Source organism: Luteibacter sp. SG786, assembly GCF_011759605.1.
In the GTDB taxonomy this organism is placed as follows: domain Bacteria; phylum Pseudomonadota; class Gammaproteobacteria; order Xanthomonadales; family Rhodanobacteraceae; genus Luteibacter.
This window is the reverse complement of record NZ_JAAOYX010000001.1, coordinates 481,568-507,461: the sequence shown is the minus strand read 5'-3', so window position 1 is coordinate 507,461 and position 25,894 is coordinate 481,568. Positions and strand designations below refer to the sequence as shown.

Genomic DNA, 25,894 nt, shown 5'->3' with positions numbered 1-25,894 from the left:
TCCGGCCTTCGGCCGCTCACTTGTGCGGAACTCGCCTCGAGGGTGGACACCGAAGACTCTTCCGATACGTGAGGTGGCATGTCGGGAGAGCATCACCGTACACACCGGCAGCCGCTGCTCGTGCGACAGCATCGCATCACCTCGGTCCGGTTAGCGCCGGTCAGGCCTTTCGTGACCCCGGACCGTCCTGTGTCCTGGCATCGTTCACCTGCAGCATTGCTCGCGCAAGCCTCCGCATCGAAGGCCTGCCGCTCTCCCATCACGCCCGCGCCGCCCGGGAGGGTCCTTGGTGTCCACCCTCGAGGCGAGTTCCGCACAAGCGAGCGGCCGAAGGCCGATAAGAACATGGGCCGCGGCAGCGGCCTTCCTTTTCGAACGCGGAGGACCTGTCTGAGCAGCGAGGGTGGACACCAAGGGCCCAAGCGAAACGCTCAGTTGCATAGCGCTTTGGCGATACCGGGCAAGCGAACGCCACAACAAGTCTGTCGAAACCAGAGGCGTCGACTCGAAGCCTGTGTTGCCCCGATAAACGCGAAAACCCAAAAAAAAGCCCGGGCGTTGCCGCCCGGGCCTTCTCGTGGATCGACGCTTGCGCCGTTACTGCACGGCTTTCAGCGCCACATTCGAATAGGCCGAGTAGCCACGAATCTGGATGTAGTACGTGGCTGCCGACGATACCGAGATGGTGCAGGTTTCATTGTTGCCATTGAGGTACGGACGGCAGGTATAGGCCGTGGTGGTCGGCACCGAACCGCGACGCACGTACAGGTCCGCATCGCCGGTTCCGCCACTCATGGTGACCGTCAGCGTGCCAGCCGCCGCGGAGACCGAGTAGTTGACCACCGAGCCCGACGCACCCGACAAGCCGGTCTTGTTCAGCAGAACCGTGCCACCGCCACCGCCCGAGCAGCTGACACCCACGCTGCTGAACGCGGACACCACATCGGCCGAGCTGTAGCCGAGGTCGTTCGCTGCCGTCGCGACACCGCAGGAGCCACTGTTGAACGTTGAGCCGGCCGTCCAGTACAGCTGGTTCGCACGGGCAAAGGCCTTGAATGCCTTCGACGTATCCCAGCCGGTCTTCTGGGCGAGCAGGCAGAACGCCTTGTTGTACACGCCGGACGAATAGTGCACGTCGAGCCCGTTGTAGTAGTTGGCGGCGTTGTCGATGGACGCGCCGTCCTGGGTCGGGTTGCACATGTAACGGAGCGCGCCGTTGCCCTTGAATATCTCGGCGCCCACAAGCCAGTCGTTGCTGCCGTTCCGGTCGTAGAACTCGGCGGTTTCGCCCGCCATGTCCGAGAACGCCTCGTTCATGCCGCCGGACTGGCCGCTATAGGTGAGGTTCGAGTTCTGTTCCGTGAAACCGTGGCTGATCTCGTGCGAAGTCACGTCCAGGGACACCAGCGGATAGAACGTGCTGGCACCGTCGCCGAACGTCATGGACGTGCCGTCCCAGAAGGCGTTTTCGTAGTTGTTGCCGTAGTGCACCTTCATCAGGAGAACCTGGTTGTTGTTCAACGGCGGCACATTGAGGTACGCCTGGTACATGTCGTGCACCACGCCGCCGAAGTGATGCGCGTCGTTGATGGGACCGTAGGCGCCGTTGATGGCATCGCCGCTGGAGTTCGGACAGGTGAACGACCACAGCGTGCCGCTACCCGACGTGGCGTGGTTCATGTTGTAGGTGCGCACGTAGGTGTTCTGCATGGTGCAGGTGCTGCCGGACTGCGTCACGTTGAGGTACGGCAAGCCGTTCGCGCCCCAGGTGTACTGGCCGGTCTTCTGGTTGCCGCCGGGACCGGTGGCATTCGCGTAGGTCAGGCCGTCCCACTGTTCGAGGATCTGCCCGGTATTGGCATCGATGATCGCCGTGGGACGGGTCGGATGATCGCCGCCGGAGAAGAACGAGGTCAGGTAAACGAGGCGGGCGGGACCGCCCTCCTGCGGGTAGACGAAGAGGTCGGCCTTGCCGTTCTCCGGCTTCGCCAGACCGCTGACAAACGAACTCGACTGCTTGACCAGCAGCGCCACCGCCTGGCTCTTGTCGAAGCGCGGCGTGACGGAGGCGAGATCCACCTGCAACTCGGACGACACGACGCCATTGGCGACCAGCGCATTCCCCTGCGCGTCCTGCTCCACCGCGATGCTGTGGCCGAAAACCGGCACACCCTTGAAGGTCTGCTGCATGCGCACCGTGGTCGTGCCGCGCACCGTAGGAGCCGCGGACTGCGCGACGAAGCCATTGTCGGACGACAGGCCGAGGCGAACGGCCAGTTGTGAGACAGGGGTCGAACCGAGGTTTTGCGCGCGCAAGGCCTGCTGAGTGGCCGCTCCTGCTGTCGACGCGGCCACGATGGCCAGCGAGGCGGCCAGGAGTTTCAAGCGAACTTGGTTTGCCATTACGTTCCTCCTCCTGGAATGGGCCGCACGAAGCCATTGCGGCCGTGGGGACCACATTCCGAACGATATGAATTCGCGCCGTGGCGCGATGCCCGTTGCACTGCGGCTCCGTGTGGTCGCCTGCCGTCCCCTCCTCCTGCTCCCTCGGAAACCGGCCTGGACCTTCACCCGCGGAACCGACCTTCGTTCTCCCTGCCGAAGATCACGGTCAACCTAGCGCAAGAATTCGCGGTCGACTACCTAGGGATTTCCCTAGGGACACTTTCCCTAGGGACACTGGCGCAAAAAAACGCGATGCTAGAGACGCAACCACCAACGAACCCTGAGAGAGGAAAACGGATGAGCGTCACCTCCGATATCGACGGCGACCTCAGGCGGCTCACCCCATCCGTGCGGGCCGCATTCCGGCTGACGTCGGAGCGGCACCCGCTGGAACGGCTGCTGACGGAGATCGAACTCCCCGGCGCAACGACCTGGCAGAAGGGCGAGAGCATCGCGTCGTCAGACCTGCAACGCCGCACCAACGGCTGGTGCGTGGAGTTGCCCTGGCAACGCACGTACATGCTCGACGGCCCGCTGACGGAATTGCTGGCCGTGCTCGCGCCCGGGCGTGACGACATCGTGGCGGCGATTCAGTCGCTCGAACTCGACGCGCACGTGGGCCTGCATGTGCGCATGTATGGTCAGGAGGTACCGGCCTGCCTGTTTTCGCCGGCCAGCATCAAGGCCCTGGCGGCTTATGGCGCGTCGCTCGAGGTCGGCATCGTTCCGTCCGAACCGCCCGAACGCTGAGGCGACGCCTTTCAGAGCATTCCGGTTTCGAGCTTCGCCGCGTCGGACATCATCGAATGGTTCCACGGCGGGTCGAACACGAGGTCGACGTCCGCTTCCATCACCGTGGGAATGATTTCGAGCTTGGTTCGCACGTCGTCGACAAGGATGTCGCCCATGCCGCAGCCCGGTGCGGTAAGGGTCATCTTCACGTAGACCTTGCGACCACCCTCGTCGCCGGTTTCCAGGCTCACGTCGTAGACGAGGCCCAGTTCCACCACGTTGATGGGAATCTCGGGATCGAAACAGGTGCGCAGCTGCTGCCACACCAGCTTTTCGACATCCTCGTCGGAGGCATCGTCCGGCAGTTCGATGGGCTTCGGCGGTTCCTTGCCCAGCGCGTCGGCGTCGTTGCCCGCGATGCGGAACAGGTTGCCTTCCACGTACACGGTGAAGCTGCCGCCAAGGGCCTGCGTGATGTAGCCGATCTGTCCGGCCGGAAGCGTCACCGTCTCGCCCTGCGGAACCATGACCGCCTGGCAGTCGCGCTCGAGGGTGAAGGGCTCGCTGCTGAGGCTGAAACCGCTCATTGCTGTCCTGTGAAGGCCGCCAGGCGGCCGCAAAGTCGTCGATTATGCTCCCGCCGGCGCCCGGGGGTAAGCATCCACCGGCTTAGGTCGGGGCGGCGGCCGGCACCCTCAAGAGCGCAAAGCGGCCATGGCCGCTATCATGCCCGCTTTGCCCGTCGCCACGACCCGATGCCCGATCCGAACCACCCTTCCCAGGCCGGGCGCTCCACGCTCGCCGGATTCCTCTTCGGCATCGTCTGTGCCGCGATGTTCGGCTTTGCCGTGGGCGCAGTGTGGATGCTTCCGTCGATGATGTTCGGCCGCGCGCTGCCCGCGCTGGTGCTGCCGGCCGGTTGGATACTGGGCATCGTGACGAGGCGCTGGCTGGGCTTCCGCGGTGTCGCGGGCGCCGTGCTGGCCGCGGGCGCCACGCTGCTGGCGGCTGCCTATACCGCCTGCCTCGTCGCTGCGGCCACCATCGCCGGCATGATGGGCATCGGGCTCGCCCGGGCCATGAGCGATGCCGGCCCGGCCATGCTCGTGGCGCTGGCGCGCCTCGCCCAGGGCCCGGGCGACATCCTGCTGGCCTTTGCCGGCGCCGCCCTCGCGGCCATGGTGGCGTGGCCGTTGCGGGCCCATAAATCCAGGCACCCGGAAGATATTGCCTCGAACGGGTAGTCAACCGGCGGTCGCCGACCGCGTTTACCGGAGTGAACCAGGCCGTATGGAGCACGAGGATGCCGAAACCGACGATGCGGAGAAGGGCGTGAACGCCTCGCTCGCGCTCGACAGCGCATCGCTCGAGGACCTGCGCGAGGTACCCGCGACCATGGACGCGTTCCTGGCTGCCATCGAACGGCGGGCCTGGCGCATGGCCGAGATCCACCTCGGCAACCGCGAGGACGCGCTGGACGCGGTGCAGGACGCCATGCTGAGGCTCGTGCACCACTACAGCGACAAGCCGTCCGGTGAATGGACCCCGCTGTTCTGGGGGATCCTGCGCCGGCGTATCGTCGACCTGCAGCGGCGCCGCAAGGTGCGCTCGATCGTGGTGGGCTGGCTGGGCGGCGGCAAGGACGACGACGGCGACGAGCTACCCCAGTGGGAGCCCGCCGACGAAAGTCCCGACCCGTCCGCAAGATTGCAGGATTCGCAGGCTTACGCGGACATCGTCGCGGCCCTGCGCAACCTGCCGCGACGGCAGCGCGAAGCCTTCGTGCTGCGCATCATGGAAGGCCTGGACGTCGCCGAGACGGCGGTGGCCATGGGCTGCTCGGACGGCAGTGTGAAGACTCACCTTTCGCGCGCGATGCATGCGCTGCGCGGTCAACTGGAGGCATGGCGATGAGCCAGCACGATCAGGAACTCGAACGCCGCGCCAGGAACCTCTACCTGCGCGCCAGCCGGGACATCGACCCGGTCATCGCGGGACGCCTGCGCGCGGCGCGGCGCACGGCGCTGGCCCGGCCGCACCCTTCGGCCGCGCGGCGCCTGCTGCTGCCCGCCGGGGCGTTTGCCGTGCTCGCCCTCGCCACGCTCATGGTGTGGCAGCCGGTTGGCGGTCCGCCATCGCCTGCGGTGGTCGCCCAGCCGGGCGACAGCGAGCCCAACGACTTGCCGCCCGACGCCGACAGCGCCGACCCCGCTCTCTACAAGGACCTCCAGTTCTACAGCTGGCTGGCCTACAACGACACCCGCCCCTCGTCCCGAAAGTGATGCCCATGCGCCGCGTCCCGCTCGTCCTCGCCCTGTTGCTCGCGCTCGCGGCTCCGCATGCCGCCATGGCGCAGGATCGCCCGGCACCGCCGCCGGGTCAGGCCGAACCGCCGCCCATGCCCGCCCCGCGGCCGTGGAGCGCACTGTCGGCCGACGAAAAGGACATCCTCGCGCCGCTCGCACACGACTGGGACACGTTCCCGCCGCAGCGACAGTCGAAGATGCTCGACAAGGCGCAGCGGTGGCGCGGGCTGCCGCCCGAGCGCCGCGCCGAGATCCGCGAACGCATCGAGCGCTGGCAGCACATGACGCCGGAGGAACGCGCCGAGGCGCGCCGCAACCGGCAGAAGTTCCAGGACCTCTCGCCGGAACAGCGGGCCAGGCTGCACGACGCCTTCGAGCGTTTCCGCAACCTTCCCCCCGCCCAACGGCAGGCGCTCATGGACCGGTGGCAGAGCCAGTCGCCCGAACAGCGCCGCGACGCGGTCGACCACCTGGGCCCGAACGACGCGCTGCCGCCGCCGCCCGACGATCGCCGGCCGCCCGACCATCCGTAGGCTCCCGCAAGGCCTGACGGGGTCCGGTAAACTGCGCCAATGACCGATCTCGCCTTCCTCGATGCCCGCCGCTCCGTGCCTTCGCGCCAGCTCGGCGAGCCTGCTCCCGACGACGCCACCCTGCGCCGCCTGATCGAGGCCGCGCTGCGCGTGCCCGACCACGGCAAGCTCGTTCCCTTCCGCATCCGCATCCTGCGTGGCGAGGCGAAACTCGCCTTCGGCCGCAAGCTCGCGAAGATTGCCGAAGAGGCGAACCCCGATCTTTCCGAAGCGAAGCGGGAGAAGGAACGGCACCGCTACGAGCATGCACCGCTGGTGCTCGTGGTGTCGGCGAAAATCGACGACGAGAGCAAGGTTCCGGAGATGGAACAGACCCTCACGGCCGGCTGCGTCGCCTACAACCTGCTGCTGGGCGCGCAGGCACTCGGCTACGGCGCGCAGTGGCTCACGGGCTGGGCAGCCTACGATCGCGACGTGGCGAAGCTGCTGGGCATGAAGAAGCGCGAGCACATCGTCGGCTTCATCCATATCGGCACCCCCGCGATGGAAGCGCCCGAGCGCGATCGCCCTTCGTACGACGACGTCGCCAGCGTGTGGCATCCGTGAGCGGCGACTCCCTCGTCCACCTCGTGGACGGCAGCCTGTACGTGTTTCGCGCCTGGCATTCCATGCCCGACGAGTTCCATGACCACGAGGGCGAGCCGGTCAATGCCGTGCACGGCTTCACCCGCTTCCTCTGCGAATTGCTGGAGCGCAGCCGCGCCGAGCACATCGCGGTGGCGTTCGACGCGTCGCTCACCACCTCGTTCCGCAACACGATCTATCCCGCCTACAAGGCCAATCGCGAGTTGCCGCCCCCGCAGCTGGTGCGGCAGTTCGCACTGTGCCGGGAGATCGCGGCGGCGCTGGGGCTCACCGTGCTCAACGACCACCAGTACGAGGCCGACGACCTCATCGGCAGCGCGCTGTGGGGCTTGCGCTCGCACGGTTTCCGAGGCGTGATCGTTTCCGCGGACAAGGACTTCGGCCAATTGCTCGGCGAATCCGACGAGCAATGGGACTTCGCGAAAAACGTGCGCTGGGGCGCCGCCGGCGTCTTCGAGCGGATGGGCGTGCATCCGCATCAAGTGGCCGATTATCTGGCCCTGTGCGGCGATGCCGTGGACAACATCCCCGGCGTACCGGGCATCGGTGCCAAGACGGCCGCGGCCCTGCTCGCGCACTTCGGCAGCCTGGACAACATCCTCGAGCGCGTGGACGAAGTGCCGTACCTGCGCATCCGCGGCGCGGCCGCCTGCGCCGCCCGTCTGCGCGAGCACGCGGAGCAGGCCCTACTGTGCCGCCGCCTCACCCGCATCGCCCTGGACATCGCCGTGGCCGAAACCGCGGATGCACTGACCCGGCGCGCCGGCGACGCCGCCTCCATCGACGAACTCTGCGAACGCATCCGCTTCGGCCCGTTGACGCGCACGCGGCTCAAGGCGCTGATCTGACCGCCCTGGTTGTATGCGGGAGCGCGCAACGTCACACAGGCGCGATACCCTTGACCGGATACTTCGTCGTCCCGCCAAGGAGCCGCCCATGAAGAACAGCCCGCTGCCGCATGCCTCGCCCATTCCCGACGACGCTTCCGCACCGGAGGAAACGCTGTACACCGGCAAATGGCTGACGTTGAAGAAGCGCGGGCGCTGGGAATATGCCGTACGCAACAATCCGCGCGGCGCGGTGATCATCCTGGCGGTCACGCCCGAGGACAAGGTCGTTTTCGTGGAGCAATACCGCGTTTCCGTCCTCGCCAACACCATCGAGATGCCGGCCGGCCTGGTGGGCGACATCGCCGGTTCGGAGGACGAGGACGTATTGCTTGCCGCGCGCCGCGAACTGGAGGAAGAAACCGGCTACGCCTGCGGCCGTATCGAATTCGTGCACGAGGGGCCCTCCTCCGCGGGCATGAGCACCGAGATGATCGCCTTCGCACGCGCCTGGGATCTCGTGAAGGTCGGCAAGGGCGGCGGCGACGAGACCGAGAACATCGTCGTGCACGAAGTGCCGCGCGCCGAAGCGGGCCGCTGGCTGTTCGAGCGCGCCAAGGAGGGTTTCTCGATCGACGCCAAGCTGTTCGCCGGCTTGTGGTTCATCGACCATCCGGACGCGCACATGCGTTGAGGCTTCGGCGAAAGTCAATTCTTGCCCCTTTACCCGCCCCCGGTTAGCCTTCCCGATGGCCTGATCAGGCGCCGTCCATGTCCGTCCGTTTCGCCCACCTCCACCTGCACAGCGAGTATTCGCTGGTCGACTCGACCATCCGCATCAAGCAGCTGGTCGCCGCCTGCGCGCGCATGGGCATGCCCGCCGTCGCATTGACCGACGAGAACAACCTGTTCGGCCTGGTGAAGTTCTACAAGCAGTGCACGGCGGCCGGCGTCAAGCCCATCGCGGGATGCGACATCTGGGTGTCCAGCCCGGACGATCCGCGCCCGTGGCGTCTTACCCTGCTCTGCCAGGATCGCGATGGCTACCTGAACCTCTCGCGCCTGGTCTCGCGCGCGTGGCGCGAAGGCCAGGGCACCGGCCGGGCGCTGGTCGAGGCTGCCTGGATGCACCCGGAAAGCGTGCGAGGCCTCATCGCCATCGCCGGGCGCGAAAGCGAGATAGCCCGTGTGGCGCTCGGCGCCGGACTGCCCGCCGCAGGCCAGCGGCTGGAAGGCTTGCGCCGCCTGTTCCCCGACCGCCTATACCTCGAGCTTACCCGCACCGGCCGCGAGAACGAGGAACACTGGGTGCGTGCCGCAATGGCGCTGGCCGGCGAGTACACACTCCCGGTCATCGCCAGCAACGACGTCCGCTTCCTCGAGCGGGAAGGTTTCGAGGCCCACGAGGCGCGCACCTGCATCAACCAGGGCCGCGTGCTCGCGGACCCCAAGCGTCCGCGCGACTACAGCGAAGAGCAGTACTTCAAGTCGCCCGCGGAAATGGAAGCGTTGTTCGCCGACATTCCCGAGGCGCTGGAGAACACGGTCGAACTGGCACGCCGCTGCAACCTCGAACTTTCGTTCGGCACCTACTACCTGCCGAACTTCCCGGTTCCCGAGGGCCACACGCTCGATACCTACATCCGGGAACAGGCACAGAAGGGCCTGGAGGAACGCCTTGCGACGAATCCGCTGGCGCCGGGCAAGACCCTGGAGGATTACCAGGCGAGGCTCGACCGCGAGGTCGACGTCATCATCCGCATGGGCTTCCCCGGCTACTTCCTCATCGTGGCCGACTTCATCAACTGGGGTAAGCAGAACGGCATTCCTGTGGGCCCCGGGCGCGGTTCGGGCGCAGGCTCGCTGGTGGCCTGGGTACTCAAGATCACCGACCTGGATCCGCTCCAGTTCGAGCTGCTGTTCGAGCGATTCCTGAATCCGGAACGCGTGTCGATGCCCGACTTCGACATCGACTTCTGCATGGACCGCCGCGACGAGGTGATCGACTACGTGGCGCGCAAGTACGGCCGCGACCACGTCAGCCAGATCATCACCTACGGTTCCATGGCTGCGAAGGCCGTGCTGCGCGACTCCGGACGCGTGCTCGGCATGGGTTACGGCCAGGTCGACCGCATCGCGAAGCTGATTCCGAACCGCCCGCTGGACCTCACGCTGTCCGATGCACTCGGCCGCTCCGAGAAGGCGAAGAAAGAGCCGGATCGCATCGTCAAGGATTTCTGCGACATCTACGAAACCGAGGAAGAGCCGCGCACGCTCATCGACCTCGCGCTGAGTCTGGAAGGCCTCACCCGCAACGCAGGCAAGCACGCCGGCGGCGTCGTCATCGCACCCACCCCGCTGACCGATTTCGCGCCGCTGTACTGCGAACCCAGCGGCGAAGGCGTGGTTACCCAATACGACAAGGACGACGTCGAGGCCGTGGGCCTCGTGAAGTTCGACTTCCTCGGACTGCGTACGCTCACCATCATCGATTGGGCGGTGAAGGCGATCAACAAGCGGCGCGAACGCGAAGGCATCGAACCGCTGGTGATCGAATCGCTGCCGCTGGACGATCCCAAGGTCTACGAGCTGCTGAAGAAAGCGCAGACCGTGGCCGTCTTCCAGCTCGAATCCCGCGGCATGCAGGGCATGCTGAAGGAAGCACAGGCGGACCGCTTCGAGGACATCATCGCCCTCGTCGCCCTGTACCGTCCCGGCCCGATGGACCTCATCCCCAGCTTCTGCGCGCGCAAACACGGCAAGGAAGCGGTGGAATATCCCGATCCGCGCGTCGAGCCCATCCTGAAAGAGACCTACGGCATCATGGTCTACCAGGAGCAGGTGATGCAGATGGCGCAGATCGTCGGCGGCTACACGCTCGGCGGCGCCGACCTGCTGCGCCGTGCCATGGGCAAGAAGAAGCCCGAGGAGATGATCAAGCACCGTGCCACCTTCCGCGAGGGCGCGGCCAAGGACGGTATCGACGGCGACAAGGCCGACGCGATCTTCGACCTCATGGAAAAGTTCGCGGGATACGGTTTCAACAAGTCGCATGCGGCGGCCTACGCGCTGGTTTCCTACCAGACCGCCTGGCTGAAGGCGCATTACCCGGCGGAATTCATGGCCGCGACGATCTCGTCGGACATGGACAACACGGAGAAGGTAGTCACCTTCCTCGACGAGACGCGCGCCATCGGCATCAAGGTGCTGCCGCCCGACGTGAATGCGTCCGCCTGGATGTTCGAGGCCGTGGAGCCGAAGGTGGTGCGCTACGGTCTCGGCGCCATCAAGGGCGTGGGCCAGGGCATCTGCGAAGAGATCGTGGCGGAGCGCAACGCGCGCGGGCCCTACCGCGGGCTGGTCGATTTCTGCCAGCGCGTCGGTTCGAACAAGCTCAACAAGCGCACCATGGAAGCGCTGGTGCAGTCGGGCGCGCTGGACGCGCTCGGCGAGAATCGCGCCACGCTGCTCATGCACATTCCCGAAGCGATGCGGGCCGCCGACCAGGAAGCGAAAAACCGCGCGTCCGGCCAGGTGGACATCTTCGGCAACGCCTTCGGCGCCGCCGAGGCGCCCAGCATCATCGAGCTTTCGGGCTCGGTGCCGGAATGGCCGCTGGAGCAACTGCTGCAAGGCGAGCACGACACGCTGGGCCATTACCTGTCGGGCCATCCCACCGACCCGTGGAAGGCGGAACTGGCGCAGCTGTCCAGCTGCCCCATCGGCGAGATTCCGCAGCGTTACCAGCCGCCCAAGCCGCGTCGCGGCGACGACGACGACAACGCGAGCCGCTTCCGTCGCGGCCCGGAAACGCCCTGGACCGTGGCCGGCATGGTCGTGGGCATGCGCAAGCGCGGCGACAGCGATGCCTTCGTGCAGATCGAGGACGCCACGGGCCTGTTGGAAACCAGTTTCTTCCGTGAGGTGTTCACCGATGCGGCGCCGCTGCTCACGCGGGGCAACCTCATCGTGGTGGAAGGCGGGCTGCGCATCGACGACTTCGCCGGCGGTTACCAGCTGCGCGCACGCAAGGCGTATTCGTTGTCGGATGCCATGGAACACTTCGGCCGGCTGCTCACGGTGAAGCTCAACGGTGTGGGTTCGGACTTCCCGCAGCATCTGCGCCAGACGCTGATGGGATATCGCGGCGGCCGCACGCCGCTTCTGCTGGCCGGGTATCGCAACGACGTCGGTCAGGCCAGCCTCGAACTGGGCGACGCCTGGCGGGTGCGTGCCCTGCCCGACCTCGTGCGCACCTTGCGTACCCTGCCCGGCGTGCTGGGCACGGAACTGCGTATCGTCCGTCCCTCCGATTGAGTTGCCGCCGCCCGGGCAAGGGCAGCGGCATGGCATCAGCGCAGGTTCACCGCTTCCGCCTGCGACGACTCGACCAGCGTGACGTCGGTTACCTGGACCGCGGAATCGCCGCCGCCGTGCGAGATGCTTACGAGCACGTGCGCCGGGGCCGGAACCTGCACTCCGTTGGCCACCAGTTCGACGACGCGCCATGCACCCGTGGTCGCAACCGTCTTCACGCTGCCGATGTACGTGGTGTTACGGCCTACGCTGTCGCTCATGTAGAGCGACGCGTCCACTTCCGCGTCGGACGATTCGGCGCGCACACGGAAACGCAGCGCATACGCGGCACCGTCCCATTTGTAGAACATGGCGTATACGGGCTGCTGGATCGAGGCTCCGCGCGAGAGCGAAGCGTAGGCCTTGCCACCTTCGCCGCCGAGAGCGGCATGTCCAAGGGCTTCCCAGCCGGCCAGACTGGCGAAGTCGCCGTTCTTCACGGGAAGACGGCAGGTGGTATCCGCATCGATGTAGGAGTGGCATGCGGGCAGATGGGATGGCGACGGCATATTGCCGCCCAGCGCCTGGCCGGCGAAAAGGCAAGCGCAGACCGCAGCCGCGCGCATCGCGAGGCTGGATGGGTAACGAGTATTCATGGTGCTCCTTGGCGATTGTGGGTCATGGACATAGGCGGAGTCCGATTCCGCGAAGGGATTACACCCTAGTCCGGCCGCGCCCAGGGCGCGCCCCACATGGGACGGGACGACATCCGACATGCCTTGACGGCATTGACCCGCACGGCGACACCGACGAGCCTAGGCCAGGGATCGTTCGCGTCTCCCGGACCTCTGCACGCTGTCGCCTGCCAGACGGCGAACCGCCGCCTCGCTAAGCGAGCAGTTGACGCTCCCGAAGCACAGCGACGATCCGCGCCGCGAGAGATGCCGGCACCTGCTCCGCGCCGTCCAGGCGAAGTTCGGGCGCCTCGGGCACTTCATAAGGATCGCTGATACCCGTGAAGTGCTTGAGCGCGCCGGAACGCGCCTGCGCGTACAGCCCCTTGGTATCGCGCGCTTCGCAGACGTCGAGCGCGGTGCTGACATGCACTTCGATGAAATCGCCGTGCGCTTCCACCAGCGCGCGTGCGGCTGCCCGGTCGTCGGCGTAGGGGGCGATCGGCGCGCAGATGGCGATGCCGCCATGGCGAACGATTTCCGATGCGACGTAGGCGATCCTCTGGATGTTCGCGGAGCGGTCCGCGCGCGAAAATCCCAGGCCCGCCGACAAGGTTTTACGCACCTCGTCACCGTCGAGCATGCTGACCTGCCGCCCCGTCTTTTCGAGGATGGCGGCCATCAGCGCCCGGGCGATGGTCGACTTGCCCGCGCCGGAAAGGCCAGTGAAGAAGATGGCGCACCCCCGGTTCTGCGGGCGCGGGAAGCGCTGCCGGAGGATCGCTTCCACCTCGGGATAGGTGAACCACTCCGGGATGGGGCTGCCATCGCGAAGACGCTTGCGCAGCTCGGTGCCCGAAAGGTCGCGCACGGCCTCGCCGATGTGCAGTTCCTCGCTGGAGACATACGCCCGTCGGCCCGGCGAATAGACCATGGACGCAAAGGAGACGACCGCCATGCCCAGTTCGTCGGCATGCGCCTGGACCAGGGCCTGCGCGGCCAGCGGCTCGTAGTACGGCCGACCGGACGCGTCCGCTCCAGGCCCGGCATGATCGCGCCCGACGATGAAGAAATTCGCGCCGTAGTTCTTCCTGATGATGGCGTGCCAGAGCGCTTCGCGCGGGCCGGCCATGCGCATGGCCAGCGGCAGCACCGACAGCTTCACCGTATCCGGTGGGTAATGCGCCAACAATGCGCGGTAGCAGCGAACGCGTGTGTACGTGTCGACATCGCCGTCCCGTGTACGTCCGACGGCGGGGTGCAGCAGAAGGTTTCCACCCACCGCCTCCATGGCTCGCCGTGTGAGTTCCACGTGCGCACGGTGCAGCGGATTGCGTGTCTGGAAGGCCACGACGCGCTCCCAGCCCCGATCGGCGAGCCACGCTCGCATCTCGCGCGGGGACGCACGCAAGTCGGCGAAATCGTAGTGGGCGGGCCGCTGCACGCCACGCACGCGACCGCCAAGGCAGACCCTGCCCCGGCGCAGCAGATCGGCGACGCCGGGATGAAGAGGGTCTTGCGTACCGTAGATGCGGAGGGCTTCGTGAGCCGTCTCCGGGCGAAAGATGTCGGACACGCTCAGCACCGCATACGCGGTGCCCTGGATGTCCCGCAGCACGACATCGTCCCCTGTTGCCAGCGATGCCGCGGTGTCCTCGGAAACATCGAGCACGATCGGCATCGGCCAGAGGGTGCCGTCGGACAAGCGGAGCCCCTCCACGACGGCCGCGTAATCCGCCTCCCCCATGAACCCTTCGAGCGGCGAGAACGCGCCATCGAGGAGCAGCTCCAGATCGCAAAGGTGCCGGTGACCGAGCACGATGCCCGGCAGCGCACCGGATGCGCGCCTCGCGTCGAGGGCCTCTGCATCGGGCAGGTACAGATCTTTCAGCACACCACCATGCGGCTCGATCATGGTCAGACGATGGGCACCTGGTTCACATTGTTCTTCGGATCGGCCCAGAAGGCCTCGTTGGCGAAACGGCCGAAAACCTCGCGTGGCAGGACGGGCGCGCGTTCGACGGCCTCGACCTTTGCGCGGACGACGTGCAGTCCCGGCATGCCCACGCGCGCATCGAATTCGTCGGCGCTGTACGCAATGTCGTTGAAGTCGTGCTCGAACCAGGGCTCGCCCAGGAAACGGTATACCGCGCGCATGGCCGCTTCGGGATCGCGCACCAGGCTCTCGTAGGTCAGCAGCAACAGGTGATCGCGGGCCTGTTCGCCGTAGAACGCTTCCTTCGTGGCCTGGTATGCGAAACCGACCATGCCGCGGGGATCGGTCAGCGCCTCGACCCGCGAGTACACCGTGGTGTTGGTGTCGAAGCGAAACACCTTGCTGACGCTCACGGGCTGCTTGAGGACCAGCCGCTCCATGCTGTCGAGCACCCACGCCAGCTGGCGAACGCAGGCGATGACTTTCACCCCCGGGAACAGCGTGGCGAGCAGGCCCATGCGGCTGCACCACAGACGGCTCATGTCGAATACCGCCTCGGCGCGGGTATCGACGGAATAGAAGTTCTCCACCAGGCCGCGCAGCACGGCCACCCGCTGCTCGTCCGTGACGTCGAAGGCGAAGTCGTTCTTGCTGCTGGCCTCGGCCACCACGACGCCCATGATGTCGGCCACCGGGCTGGTCATGCCAGCGCGGAAGCGCGGATTCTGGTTAAGGATGGCGGCAAGCAGCGTGGTGCCCGCGCGCGGCAGGCCGGAGATGAAATGGAACCGGCGATCGGACATGCGGTGCTTCCTCCCTAACGGGGTGCGGGCGCCGTGGATGCACGCAGGCGCATTTGGTAGTCGACTTCGACCATGCGGGGCTCGCCCTTGCCAAGCAGGCCGAGCAGGAGTTCCTCCGTGGCCCGCCTGCCCATGTCGCGTACCGGCTGGTGAACGGTGGTGAGCAAGGGCCACACCTGCGTGGCGATCGTGGTGTCGTCGAAACCGCAGATGGATATCTCGGCGGGCACCGAGACGCCTGCTTCGGCAGCCGCCCATATGGCGCCGACGGCCATGTCGTCGTCGGCGGCGAAAATGGCCGTGGGCCGTTCCTTCAGGCGCAGCAGCTGGCGCGCGGCCTTCACTCCCGATTCGAACGAGAACTGGCCCTGGACCATGTACTCGGCGCGTTCTTCGAGACCGGCCCGCTTCAGGCCATCGCGGTAGCCCGCCAGGCGCCACACGCCCGCGCCATGCTTCGGGTCGCCGATGATGTGCGCGATGTGGCGGTGGCCCAGCGCGACGAGGTGATCGACCATCGCCGCCGCGGCCTCGCGCTCCTGCAGGATGACGCCGGCGATACCCTTGGACTTGCGCGGCGCGATGGAGGCGAACGGCAATCCGGTGTCACGCAGATGCGCGAGCAGCGCCGGATGGTCCGTGATGGGCGGGGTGAGGATCAGGCCGTCGGGGCGGTGCCGCCAAAGGATGCCCTCGACGCGTTCCATGAAATCCCGCGCCTTGGAGTCAAGGGGCTGCACCATCATGCTGTACTGCTGCGCCTCGCAGGCTTCCTGCACGCCGGCCTGCACTTCCATGACGTAGCTGGGCGACAGGTTGTCGTAGAGCAGCCCGATCATGAAGGAGCGATTGGTGGCCAGGCTTCGCGCGGAGGTGAGCGGCCGGTAGTTCAGTTCGGCGACGGCGGCCAGCACGCGTTCGCGCACTTCCTTGCGCACGCCCGGTTCCTGGTTGAGCACGCGTGAGACGGTCTTCTTCGACGTATCCGACGCACGGGCCACATCGTTGATGGTCACGCGCGACATGAAGGCCTCTTCAATGCTTCGTTCCCTGGGTGACTTTCGCGACGATCTGCTCCGCGGGGGTGTTCCAACCGGACACCTCGACCACCGTCCCGGCCGTGCCCTGCGCCGGATAGCGCGCCGTGAGCAGCACCGATTCGCCGGGCCAGAGCGTGAGGTCATTGTCAGACCACGTCACGGGCAGCGCAAGCTCGCCCTTTGCGCCGCGGCGTATCGCCAGGTGCTCCTGCATGGCGACCGCCGGTGACGATGCGGGAATGGAAAGCCTCACCGTGGTGACTTCCTCGTCGCCCTCGCGCACGGTCGAGGCATGAACCTCGCGGGTTGCCTTCGGCAACGACGCCAGGGCAGTGAAATCGCCGTACTGGGTTACCGGCGTGAGGTACCAGTTCGACTTCGGCCAGTCGAGCTTGTCCTCGCGCGTGGACAGCCAGTAGACATTCCGGCTCACGGTTTTCCCATCGGCCCCGACCAGCTCCAGCTCGACGAAATACACCGGAGACAATCCCGCGATCGACGGCAGGCCGAGCACCGCTTGTGCGCGGTTGCCCGCCAGGTCGATGTGCTGCACCTGCTTTTCGTAGCGCACTCCCCCGTCAAGGTTGCGAACCTTGACCGATGCTTGCAACCCGTGGCGTTCTTCCCGCGTGTGATTCACCGCCACGATGGAACGCGAATCGTACGAATACTGGATGTGCACCGGCTCGTTCGCCTTCTTGGCGCCGTAGTACGCACCGGCCGGGTTCAGGTAGTAGTCGTACAGGTGCCAGTGCAGCGACGGCCATGCGTTGTTGAGCATCCAGTAGATGACGCCGGTGGCGGGATTCTCGGCGCCCATGCGCGCATTGAAGGCTTCGAACTGCGCGCGCACGCCGTCGTAGTTGTCCAGTTGGGCCTTCGCCACGTAATCGGCGAGGCCCGTAGGTGCGCCGTAGCGTTTTGCCAGCGCCGTATCGAACGGCGTGAGCACCGCGAACGTCGACCAGTCGGCCGAGGCGTGGTATTGCCGGGCCTCCGGGTACTTCCACAAGGCTTCCTGTTCCTGTGCCGACAGCATGCGCTGCACATCCTCGAGGCGCGGAATCACGGCCCCCGCGCTGACTTCCGAATCGAAGCCGAACGCCGCACCGAGCTTGTCCGCGTACCAGTACGACGGCGGAATCCAGTCGTAGGGGCCGGCCATCTTCATGCCGGAGGGGCCGGCTTCCGCCGTCTTTTCGTCCACGGCCGCCGAGATGATGGGCAACGACCAGCCTTCGGCGTGAAGCGTATCCGTGTACATCTTCGCAAGCGCGGGCGGTGGCGCGTGGTCGCTGCCGATGAAGAAGCCGATCACGGAGGGATGGTTGCGCAGCAGGCGGGCCTCGCTGGCCATCGAGGCCTGCGCCGTGCGCATATCGGCATCGGTCCATGGCTCGCCGCCCGTCTTCGCCGCGGCTTCCCATTTGTCGCAGCATTCCCAGCCGGGCAGCACGAGGATGCCGTTGCGGTCGGCAAGGTCGTAGAAGCGGTCGTTTTCCAGCTTGCCTTCACTGCGGATGGTATTGATGCCGAGGTTCACCACATAACGGAATTCCGCTTCCATGCGCGCGGGATCGTCGCGCAGGAACATGTCGGGCGCCCAGCCACCGCCACGGATCAGCAAGGGCTGGCCGTTGACGATGAACTGGCGATAGCCCTGGCGGGTGAGCGTGGACTCGACACGACGCACGCCGAAGCTCGTCGTCGCCCGATCCGACGGCGCGCCATCGACCGTCGCCGTTACGGCCATCCGGTACAGGGGGTGCTCGCCCATGCCGATGGGCCACCACACCTTGGGATGGTCCAGCGTCACGGCCGGTGCGGAGCCCGAGGCGAGCGGCACGACCTTCACTTCCCCGGGGGCGAGGCGGACCGCCTGCCGCACCGGCATGTCGGCAACGATACCCGCGACCGTGACGTCATGGGCCACCATGTCCAGATTCGTCGCCGTGACAGTCACGGCCAGGGTCGCCTGCGCGAGGTCCGCCGACAAGGTCGGAGCGACGTGCGGCGCACTCAACGCCACGGGTCCGGTCTGGACGATGTCCACGCCACGCCAGGGGCCCATGTTGTTGTCCGGCGGCGTGGGGTTCCAGTCGACCCAGCCGATGGACAGGCTCATGCGCGGGTCGCCCGGGTAGACCTTCAAGGCCACGGCATTCGCACCGGCATGCACCCATCGTGTGATATCGATGTCGTGCTCGGGATAGGCCCCCGCGAGATCCGCACGATCGGCAACCTTCTGTCCGTTCACCCACGCGTCGGCGGCGGCGATGATCCCGTGGGTGCGCAGCAAGGTGCGTCGTGTCCCGGCAGCCTTCGGCAGTACGAAGCCCGCGCGGTACCACCATGGCGTCACGAACAGGTTGCCGCTGGCGTCGGGCACCTGCACGGCGCGAAGGTTGTCGCCATGGAACACGTCGAACTTGAAGACCTCGTTCTCCAGGAGTCCGGCCATCACGGTGGCACGGCCGGTGACGGGGTACCAATCCTTTGTGACAAAGCCGCTCATGGAGATCGCCGCGCCGTCCTGCTGTGCTTTCGCGGTGTCCTGGATCTGCCAGCGGCCGATGGAATTGACGGTGCCCGCTTCCGCGGCGACACGCGTATCGGTGTAGGTGGTGCCTGCCACCGCCGCCGGAGCGGCGACCAGGCCCGCCACGATGGCTACGGCAACGATGATTCTCTGCATGGCGTCAATGCTCCCCGGCGGCCGGGCGCTGGATCTCGATCGGTGCGAAAGGCCACGCGTCGTTCACGCGTGCCCAGAGTGCGAAAACGACCAGGCCGGCGACGATCCACGCGCCCGAAAGCAACAGCGACAAAGGCGATGCCGACAGGTAGACGTACACCCAGCCCACGAGGGCGACGATGCAAGGCACCGGATAGAGCCATTGCCTGTAGGGCCTATGAAGTTGCGGTTCACGGCGGCGCAGGACGACGAGGGCGACGATCTGTGCGATGGACTGCACCAGGATGGTCGCCGTCAGCAGCATGTTGATGACTTCGGTCAGGTCGAAAAAGGTTCCGATGGCCGTGACCGTGCCCATGGTCAGCAACGCAACGTGCGGAAACCCGTGCTTCGCATGGAGCCGGCCGAACGTCGACAGGAAGACCTTGTCGCGCGCCGCTTCGAATGGCACGCGCGAGCCCCCGAGCAGGCCGGTGAACACCGAGGCCAACGCCGTGACGATGATGAGGGCGGTCATCACTTCGGCGGCCGCGTGGCCCCAGCTGCGCTCCACCACCAGCGACGCAACGGATTTGGAGGCGGCGATCTCCCGCCACGGCGCCACACCCAGCACGCTGATGTTGAGGAGGAGGTAGACCACCATCATTGCGGCGATCGAGATGATGATGGTGCGCGGCATGGTGCGGCCGGGGTCGCGCAGCTCGTCGCCGATGTACGCCGTGGTATTGTAGCCCAGGTAGTCGTACACGCCGATGATGAGGCCGGCCCCGAGCCCGACGAAGAAATGGGAGCCGAACGCACCGGGCGGAAAGTCGAACGCCAGCCTGGCGTCGAAGTGCGAGAACCCGGCGGCCGCCACGCCAACGATCGATACGAGCATGATCACCCACAAGGCGATGGTGATGACACGCACCGATTCGATCCGGCGGTAGAGCAGCCACGTCACGAGCGCCGTCGCCGCCACCCCGACGAGGCGTGCCGTCCACCAGCCCATGTCCGGGAAAAAGAACTGCAAGTACTCCACCATGCCGATGATGCCCGTGGACATCAGCAACGGTATGGCGAGGAGCATCGTCCAGATGAAGAGGAACGGCATGAGCTTGCCTGTGCGATTCTGGAATGCCCTGCGAAGGTACACATACGTGCCGCCGGAACCGGGCATGGCCGCACCCAGTTCCGCCCACACCAGTCCATCGGCCATGGCGAGCAGCGCACCCACGATCCATCCGACGATGGCCTGGGGGCCGCCCATGGCCGCCACCATCAGCGGGATGGTGATGAAAGGACCGATCCCGCACATCTGCGTCATGTTGATGGCAGTGCCCGAGAAGACACCGATCGACCGGTGGAAGTGACGCTCGCTCATGGGCTCCCCTACCACTGGCCACGGATGCCGAACATGAACATGCGCTCGGAGAATGTCGAGTGCGCGGGCTGGTCCTTCCAGGTGAGGTAATAGTGCTGGTACTCGTTGGTGAGGTTCGTGCCGTTCAGGAACACCTCCAACTGTTTGGCGAACTTGTACGAGATGGATGCGTCGATGTATTCCTGCGGCGCCTCGTACAGTTCCAGGCCGGTGATGCCGCCGACGCTGTCGGATACCGCGCGCCGCGAGCGATAGTTGTACGCCACGCGTGCCTGGAAGCGGTCGTCCTGGTACCACAGGATGACGTTGCCCGATTTCGTCGAATTGTCCTGGAACGGAATCTTCTTGCCGGCGAGGTCCTTCTCGCCGGAGTTGCTGGGCGCGTACGTGGCATTGAGTTCCATGCCGGTCTTCGAGAGGAAGCCCGGCAGGAAGGTGAAGCCCTGGCGATAGTCGAACTCGGCACCCTTGATGCTATTGCCCGTGCCCTGCACGGGCTCGGTGATCACGATGCAGTGGTTGCGCACCACGCCGTCCTCGTCGGGCAACGTGCAATTGGTGACGCTGCCGTTCTTGATGAAGCTGTCCACGTTGATGCGGAACAGCGCGAGGCTGATCATGCTGGTGGGGTTGATGTACCACTCCGCCGAGGCGCCGAAGTTGGTCGAGCGCCAGGGATCGAGTTTCGGGTTGCCGGAGGACGTGCCGTTGGCCACGCGGAACACGGGGCCATCGGGCGTCTCGGCCAACGAGTAGTTCAACTGCAGGCCGCCGCCCCAGGTGCTGAGGTCCAGCGGCATCATGTTCTTCGAATACGCCAGCCGGAATTTCAGGCTGTCGGTCACGTCCAGGGCGAAGTTGGCCGAGGGCAACACGTCCTGGTACGAGCGCTTCGTGATATCCGTGCCCACGTCCGCCGGCTCGTCGCCGTAGGCGCCCGGGTCGCCGCTGAGGTGCTGCGTCACGTCGAGGTTGCTGCGGATGAGGCGCACGCCCACGTTGCCGCTGTACGGCATGTCGCCGATCGTGCCGTTGAAGTCGCCCTGCAGGTAACTCGAGAGCTCCTTGAGCCGCACGCCCCAGGTGGTACCGGGTTCGGCCACGCGCACGGTGTCGGGATACAGCGATTTCCAGTACGCCTCCGGATTCTTCATGGCGTCGGGGTCGATCGCCCAGAAGTCGATGCCGGAGCCCAGCAGGTTGTGATAAGCCTTGAAGTTGTTCGCCAAGGGGCCGGCGGTGTTCGGCATGGAGATGGCCGACAACGGTCCGGCGCGGAAGTAGCCCAGGTCGTTGCCGGCCGTGCAAGAACCGCTGTTCAGCACCACGTCGGCGCCGACGTAGCGCACGAGGCACCCGTTCGGGTCGCTCGCCCCCATACCGGCGTAGACCGGCGTCTCGAACGTCCAGCCCTTGTTGCCCGCATTGCGGATGCTGTTGCGCACGCCGAACTCGAGCTTGAATCCATCGTTGAAGTCGAATTTGCCGTCGAACCGCAAGGCATTGAGGGCCACCTTGCGGTCGTAATTGCCGGACGACTCGAGCGTCTTCATGGTCCAGGCGGCGGGATTGGCAAACGCCGCCGCCAGCTCGGCGGGGGTGCTGATCTTGAGGTACCGCCCGCGGAAGTCGGCCACGATGGGAATCGTGTTCTGCGGAATGCCGGTGGGATTGAACACGCGGTTGCCGCCCAGCTCCTCGGGATACACCATCGTCCCGGGCGGCACCGCGTCGTCGGGCACGCCGTCCTTCAGCACGTTGGGCCAGAGGGCGCCGTCCGAATCGGAAATGTTGACGTCGGTTTCCTGCAACGATTGCGAGGCCGTGTCGTGGATACCGCGAAGCGAGCCGGTGAAGGGGCCGCCATCGTCGTAGTCGAGTTGCAGGTTCAGGTTCTTCGCCACGGAGAACTTGCGGATCATCGACGAATACGACTCCACATCGCCCGGCCATTTCTTGTAGACCTGCGTGGTGTAGATGTTCGACCCTTCCCAGCCCGGCTCGGGCGTGCCGTACGAACCGAGCGCCGGGCGGCCGGTGTCGCGCGACTGCAGCGGCACGTATGTGGCGCCCTGCCAGTTGGTGGAGTTGAACTGGACACCGACGTTCCGGTCGAACTGGTGCTGCTGCGAGTAGAAGTAATCGCTCGTGAGGGTGAAGCCGTTGCCGATATCGAACTGGAAGGACGCATTGCCGGACTTCCGCTGGCGCTGGGTAATGATCTGGTTGATGCCGAAGTTCTGGCTACCCAGGAACACGCCGTTCGACTTGCCGTCGCCGTTCACGTCCACGCTGCCATCGGCGTTCTGCACGATCTGCGACGGAATGGGCGCACCGTTCCACGGCGTGAGGAAGCCGTTGTAGCCGCCGGCGCTCGTGGCGTTCTCGCCGTTGAGCACCGCGCCGTACTGGTCCAGGCCCTCGCTGGAGTTCATGCGCCGGGTATCGGAGTAGTCGCCCGACACCAGGAAGCCCCAGCGGCCGTCGTTATAGGCAAAGAGGCCATTGGCCTCGGGCCCCGTGTGCTTCGTGGTGGAGCCACGCTCGCCGTTGGCGGAGTAGCTGTATGTGAAACCGGAAGGCAGGTCCCACGGGCGGTAGGTATGCAGGTCGATCGCGCCGCTGATGCCCGAATCGGTTTCGCTGGCGGTCGCCGATTTCACCACGTCCGCGCCATGGAAAAGCGTCGACGGCAACATGCTGAAGTCTGGCTGTTGCGAGTCGATCTGGTCGGCGGTGATGAACACCTCGCCGTTGAGCATCGTGCCCACCTGCGGCAGGCCGCGAACGTCCACCGAGGTGCCCACGCCCGCGTCGCGATTGATCTGCACGCCGGTGATGCGCTGGAGCGAGTCGGTGATCGTCGTATCGGGCAGTGCACCGATGTTTTCGGCGGTGATGCTGTCCTGGATCTTGTCGGCGTCGCGCTTCACGTCGATCGCCTTCATCTGCGAAGCGCGAACACCGGTGACCGTGACGCCGGACAGGTCGACGGCGCCTTGCGCGGCATCGCCCTGCCCGTTCTTGCCGCTTCCCTTCTTCGCGACGGGTGGGGGTGGCGTGGCTTGCGTGGCAACCGGCTGGGCGGATGGCGCATCCTGCGCGCCCGCCGGCGTCGCAGCGACGGCCAGCAGGGTTACCGCGATGGCGAACGACAAGGGATGCTTGCGAAGTGCTGTGGACATGAGCCGTGACCTCGTGACTGTTGCCTGTCGGGAACGCGTACTGCCCGGCCGCCCATGAGGCGCACCGCCTTACTTCAAGAACGAAAGTTTTCCGATCGCCCACTGCCCCTGGCGCGGGTCGCCCGTTGCGAAAACACACAGCGCGCGCACATCCGCGGCGACAGGTGTGGCGAGCCTTGCCTGCCGCCGCACCGGCCCGGCCGCCGACGAGGCGTGACCGAGCGGCAGCGTTGCGACCCTTGGACCGTCGCAACGGTTGGCATGGATCTCGACGGCGTCATCCACACCATCGCTGGCGCGCACCACCGCGCCACGGGCTTCGTCGCCGTAACGCCATGGCAGCTTTTCGGCTGCGACGACCACGCGTTGGGCGCCTTGCATGGTTGCCGCGGGCCACATCCAGCACGCGTTGCCAATCTCGACGGCGTATACGGGGCTCGGGCCATGCGCCGGGGCGGCGCCCTGCAGACGCGAGGGCGGCTCGCCCGAGCAGGTTTCCAGCGTGGCGCCGTCGCGGCTCCACAATGTGGCTTCGTCCAGCGCCATGGAGCGCACCGCGGACAATGCACCACCGTCCGGCGCGAAGGTGGCGGCACGCACGATGCTGCCTGCCGGCAGCGTGAGCGGCTGCGTATATACCGTGGACGTCGCGCCAGGCTCGGTGCCGTCGGTGGTGTAACGGATATCGCCGGCACGCACCTGGTTCGCGAGCGCGGCGCGGAAGGCCCCGCCAGGCTCCTGCGACACCTCGAACGTCGGTGCGAACGCGCTGTCCGCGGCGGCGATGCCCAAGGCGCGGTAACGTCCGATGTCGGCGGGAAGGCGCGCCAGGAAACCGTTCCAGTCGTGGGTGTCCGGCGACGACCAGCCCAGCTCCGCCAGCGCGGCGATGCGCGGGAACGCGGCGTGCTGCATATGAGCGAACGTCAGCATCTGCTCGGACCAGAGGCCCGCCTGTACGCCGACGATATGTTTCGCCTCCTCCGCAATGGCCCCTGGGGGCACCACCCGCGTGTCATAGGCCTGGCGCAGCGTGACTTCCGGCGGCGGTCCGGCCCATTCGTCCGGATTCCCGGATTGCAAATGGTCGAAGTAAAGGGATTCCTGCGGTGTCATGACCACGTCGTGGCCCTGGCGCAGCGCGGCAAGCGCCACGCGCTCGTCGTGATCGCCATGCCACGACATCACCACCTGGCTCTTCGGGAGCGCGCCGCCGGCGGCCACTTCGTCGTCCCAACCCACCGGCGTACGACCGTGCTCGACGAGGTACGAGGCGACCTGCTGCATGAACCAGCCCTGCAACTCGTCCATGTCGGCCAGCTTCAGCGCCTTCATCTGCGCGTTGATTTCGGGCGAGGCGTTCCACTGTTGCTTGTCCGCCTCGTCGCCACCGATGGAGATGTGGCGCGAGGGAAACAGGCGCATCGCCTCGTCCATGACGTCGTCGACGAAGCGCAGGGTCTTCGCGTTCGGATTGAGCAGCCAGGGGCTAACGCCCCAATCGGTCCATACGGGTGGGCGCCTCCCCGTCACGCCCAGCCATGGATAGGCGGCGATGGCGGCCTGGGAGTGCCCCGGAAGATCGATCTCCGGCACGATCTCGACGTAGCGCTCGGCGGCATAGCGCACGATGTCGCCGATTTCCGCGGCCGTGTAAACCTTGCAATAGGGCTTCGACCGGGCTCCCGACACCTCGCTGTCGTTGCCCACGGCGGCGCGGCACGCGCCTTTCGTCGACAGCTCCGGGTATGCCGGCACCGGCAGGCGCCAGCCCTGGTCGTCGGTGATGTGCCAAACCAGCACGTTGAGCTTGTCGAGCGACATCCAGTCGATCAGCCGTTTGATCTCGTCGGCGCTCTGGTAGTGCCGGCTGGAATCGAGCAGCAGGGCGCGCCACGCGAAGCGAGGATGGTCCTCGATCGTGCCGTAGGGAACATGCGCCACGGCGCCACGCGTCCAACCCGGCTGCGTCAGCAGCTGCCATGCCGTCACGCTTCCGTAGAACGCACCGCGCGCCGTGCGCGCCGTGACGACGATGCCCTGCCCGTCCACGGCGATCGCATAGCCTTCCTCGCCCACGACCGCGGCGTCCGGACGAACGTCGAATGTCACCGCTGCCGGCTCGCCCTTCGCGACCCTGCGCAACCCGAGGCCGCGCACGCTGGCAACGCGCCGCACGAAGTTGTCCACGACGGCCGCCGTGGCGGCGTCGGAGGTTCCGCGCACGGCGACGCCTGCGCCGGCGCGGATGTCGACCATCCCGGCGCCGGCTGGCTTCACCACGGCGGGCATGGGCAGCAGCGACCAGACCGGTGCGGACCCGGCCGAAGCGCCCGCCGTGAGCAGGACCGTGCCCATGGCCGCGCACGCCAAAGCGAAGCGGCGGTGGCGTCTCGCGGACATACCCGGCT

At 66.4% G+C, this 25,894-nt stretch carries 19 protein-coding genes; 9 read left to right on the top strand and 10 right to left on the bottom strand.

What is annotated here, in order from left to right:
• Positions 1-597: 597 nt before the first annotated feature.
• On the bottom strand, positions 598-2,403 hold the full coding sequence (locus FHS47_RS02145) for a M4 family metallopeptidase (protein WP_167022316.1): 1,806 nt from the start codon (positions 2,401-2,403) through the stop codon (positions 598-600).
• A 339-nt stretch (positions 2,404-2,742) separates the two neighbouring features.
• On the opposite strand from FHS47_RS02145, the gene FHS47_RS02140 reads away from it, so the two are divergent.
• On the top strand, positions 2,743-3,195 hold the full coding sequence (locus tag FHS47_RS02140; protein WP_167022313.1) for a DUF4279 domain-containing protein: 453 nt from the start codon (positions 2,743-2,745) through the stop codon (positions 3,193-3,195).
• An 11-nt stretch (positions 3,196-3,206) separates the two neighbouring features.
• On the opposite strand, the gene sufT is transcribed toward FHS47_RS02140, so the two are convergent.
• Entirely contained in the window at positions 3,207-3,764 is a 558-nt protein-coding gene (gene sufT, locus FHS47_RS02135) for a putative Fe-S cluster assembly protein SufT (protein WP_167022310.1), read from the bottom strand.
• 168 nt (positions 3,765-3,932) lie between these two features.
• Here sufT and FHS47_RS02130 point away from each other — a divergent pair, with 168 nt between their 5' ends.
• The 8 genes from FHS47_RS02130 (at position 3,933) to dnaE (ending at position 11,805) form a co-directional block, all read left to right on the top strand.
• Entirely contained in the window at positions 3,933-4,421 is a 489-nt protein-coding gene (locus FHS47_RS02130) for a hypothetical protein (RefSeq protein WP_167022307.1), read from the top strand.
• Positions 4,422-4,467: 46 nt separating this feature from the next.
• Complete coding sequence (locus tag FHS47_RS02125) at positions 4,468-5,091, top strand: RNA polymerase sigma factor (protein WP_208381739.1); 624 nt, start codon at positions 4,468-4,470, stop codon at positions 5,089-5,091.
• Entirely contained in the window at positions 5,088-5,459 is a 372-nt protein-coding gene (locus FHS47_RS02120) for a DUF3619 family protein (protein WP_167022304.1), read from the top strand. Before FHS47_RS02125 ends, FHS47_RS02120 begins: the two co-directional genes overlap by 4 nt.
• 5 nt (positions 5,460-5,464) lie before the next feature.
• The gene (locus FHS47_RS02115) at positions 5,465-6,016 is read left to right on the top strand and encodes a DUF3106 domain-containing protein (RefSeq protein WP_167022301.1); all 552 of its coding nucleotides are present in this window, start codon (positions 5,465-5,467) and stop codon (positions 6,014-6,016) included.
• Between the two features lie 39 nt (positions 6,017-6,055).
• Entirely contained in the window at positions 6,056-6,622 is a 567-nt protein-coding gene (locus FHS47_RS02110) for a nitroreductase (protein WP_167022298.1), read from the top strand.
• A complete protein-coding gene (locus tag FHS47_RS02105) occupies positions 6,619-7,509 on the top strand; it encodes a 5'-3' exonuclease H3TH domain-containing protein (protein WP_208381738.1) in 891 nt (296 codons plus the stop codon). The genes FHS47_RS02110 and FHS47_RS02105 overlap by 4 nt, the downstream gene beginning before the upstream one ends.
• Before the next feature lie 88 nt (positions 7,510-7,597).
• Positions 7,598-8,182, top strand: coding sequence for an NUDIX hydrolase (locus FHS47_RS02100; RefSeq protein WP_208381737.1), 585 nt, complete (start codon positions 7,598-7,600; stop codon positions 8,180-8,182).
• Between the two features lie 77 nt (positions 8,183-8,259).
• Positions 8,260-11,805, top strand: coding sequence for a DNA polymerase III subunit alpha (gene dnaE / locus FHS47_RS02095; RefSeq protein WP_167022292.1), 3,546 nt, complete (start codon positions 8,260-8,262; stop codon positions 11,803-11,805).
• A 35-nt stretch (positions 11,806-11,840) separates the two neighbouring features.
• Here the strand turns inward: dnaE and FHS47_RS02090 are convergent, their stop codons facing one another.
• The 8 genes from FHS47_RS02090 to FHS47_RS02055 all read right to left on the bottom strand — a co-directional run bounded on the left by FHS47_RS02090 (position 11,841) and on the right by FHS47_RS02055 (position 25,886).
• A complete protein-coding gene (locus tag FHS47_RS02090; protein WP_167022289.1) occupies positions 11,841-12,440 on the bottom strand; it encodes a hypothetical protein in 600 nt (199 codons plus the stop codon).
• Positions 12,441-12,672: 232 nt separating this feature from the next.
• Positions 12,673-14,373, bottom strand: a complete 1,701-nt coding sequence (locus FHS47_RS02085) for a bifunctional sulfate adenylyltransferase/adenylylsulfate kinase (protein ID WP_167022286.1) — start codon at positions 14,371-14,373, stop codon at positions 12,673-12,675.
• A gap of 2 nt (positions 14,374-14,375) precedes the next feature.
• Positions 14,376-15,197, bottom strand: coding sequence for a sulfotransferase (locus FHS47_RS02080; protein ID WP_167022284.1), 822 nt, complete (start codon positions 15,195-15,197; stop codon positions 14,376-14,378).
• Positions 15,198-15,211: 14 nt separating this feature from the next.
• Entirely contained in the window at positions 15,212-16,222 is a 1,011-nt protein-coding gene (locus FHS47_RS02075; protein ID WP_167022281.1) for a LacI family DNA-binding transcriptional regulator, read from the bottom strand.
• A gap of 10 nt (positions 16,223-16,232) precedes the next feature.
• Positions 16,233-18,932, bottom strand: coding sequence for a sugar-binding domain-containing protein (locus tag FHS47_RS02070; protein ID WP_167022278.1), 2,700 nt, complete (start codon positions 18,930-18,932; stop codon positions 16,233-16,235).
• Positions 18,933-18,936: 4 nt separating this feature from the next.
• On the bottom strand, positions 18,937-20,298 hold the full coding sequence (locus FHS47_RS02065; protein WP_167022275.1) for an APC family permease: 1,362 nt from the start codon (positions 20,296-20,298) through the stop codon (positions 18,937-18,939).
• A gap of 8 nt (positions 20,299-20,306) precedes the next feature.
• Positions 20,307-23,483 carry a TonB-dependent receptor gene (locus FHS47_RS02060; protein ID WP_167022272.1) on the bottom strand — a complete coding sequence of 1,059 codons (3,177 nt, stop codon included), beginning with the start codon at positions 23,481-23,483 and terminating at the stop codon, positions 20,307-20,309.
• Between the two features lie 69 nt (positions 23,484-23,552).
• Positions 23,553-25,886, bottom strand: coding sequence for a family 20 glycosylhydrolase (locus FHS47_RS02055; protein ID WP_167022269.1), 2,334 nt, complete (start codon positions 25,884-25,886; stop codon positions 23,553-23,555).
• Positions 25,887-25,894 lie beyond the last annotated feature (8 nt).

Excerpts from the sequence above, each read along its gene's own strand:
- FHS47_RS02110 (WP_167022298.1), top strand. The coding sequence starts at position 6,056 with ATGACCGATCTCGCCTTCCTCGATGCCCGCCGCTCCGTGCCTTCGCGC.
- FHS47_RS02060 (WP_167022272.1), bottom strand. The coding sequence starts at position 23,483 with ATGTCCACAGCACTTCGCAAGCATCCCTTGTCGTTCGCCATCGCGGTA.
- FHS47_RS02085 (WP_167022286.1), bottom strand. The coding sequence starts at position 14,373 with ATGATCGAGCCGCATGGTGGTGTGCTGAAAGATCTGTACCTGCCCGAT.
- FHS47_RS02075 (WP_167022281.1), bottom strand. The coding sequence starts at position 16,222 with ATGTCGCGCGTGACCATCAACGATGTGGCCCGTGCGTCGGATACGTCG.
- FHS47_RS02130 (WP_167022307.1), top strand. The coding sequence starts at position 3,933 with ATGCCCGATCCGAACCACCCTTCCCAGGCCGGGCGCTCCACGCTCGCC.
- FHS47_RS02070 (WP_167022278.1), bottom strand. The coding sequence starts at position 18,932 with ATGCAGAGAATCATCGTTGCCGTAGCCATCGTGGCGGGCCTGGTCGCC.
- FHS47_RS02115 (WP_167022301.1), top strand. The coding sequence starts at position 5,465 with ATGCGCCGCGTCCCGCTCGTCCTCGCCCTGTTGCTCGCGCTCGCGGCT.
- dnaE (WP_167022292.1), top strand. The coding sequence starts at position 8,260 with ATGTCCGTCCGTTTCGCCCACCTCCACCTGCACAGCGAGTATTCGCTG.
- FHS47_RS02090 (WP_167022289.1), bottom strand. The coding sequence starts at position 12,440 with ATGAATACTCGTTACCCATCCAGCCTCGCGATGCGCGCGGCTGCGGTC.
- FHS47_RS02080 (WP_167022284.1), bottom strand. The coding sequence starts at position 15,197 with ATGTCCGATCGCCGGTTCCATTTCATCTCCGGCCTGCCGCGCGCGGGC.
- sufT (WP_167022310.1), bottom strand. The coding sequence starts at position 3,764 with ATGAGCGGTTTCAGCCTCAGCAGCGAGCCCTTCACCCTCGAGCGCGAC.
- FHS47_RS02055 (WP_167022269.1), bottom strand. The coding sequence starts at position 25,886 with ATGTCCGCGAGACGCCACCGCCGCTTCGCTTTGGCGTGCGCGGCCATG.
- FHS47_RS02145 (WP_167022316.1), bottom strand. The coding sequence starts at position 2,403 with ATGGCAAACCAAGTTCGCTTGAAACTCCTGGCCGCCTCGCTGGCCATC.
- FHS47_RS02120 (WP_167022304.1), top strand. The coding sequence starts at position 5,088 with ATGAGCCAGCACGATCAGGAACTCGAACGCCGCGCCAGGAACCTCTAC.
- FHS47_RS02125 (WP_208381739.1), top strand. The coding sequence starts at position 4,468 with ATGGAGCACGAGGATGCCGAAACCGACGATGCGGAGAAGGGCGTGAAC.
- FHS47_RS02100 (WP_208381737.1), top strand. The coding sequence starts at position 7,598 with ATGAAGAACAGCCCGCTGCCGCATGCCTCGCCCATTCCCGACGACGCT.
- FHS47_RS02065 (WP_167022275.1), bottom strand. The coding sequence starts at position 20,298 with ATGAGCGAGCGTCACTTCCACCGGTCGATCGGTGTCTTCTCGGGCACT.
- FHS47_RS02140 (WP_167022313.1), top strand. The coding sequence starts at position 2,743 with ATGAGCGTCACCTCCGATATCGACGGCGACCTCAGGCGGCTCACCCCA.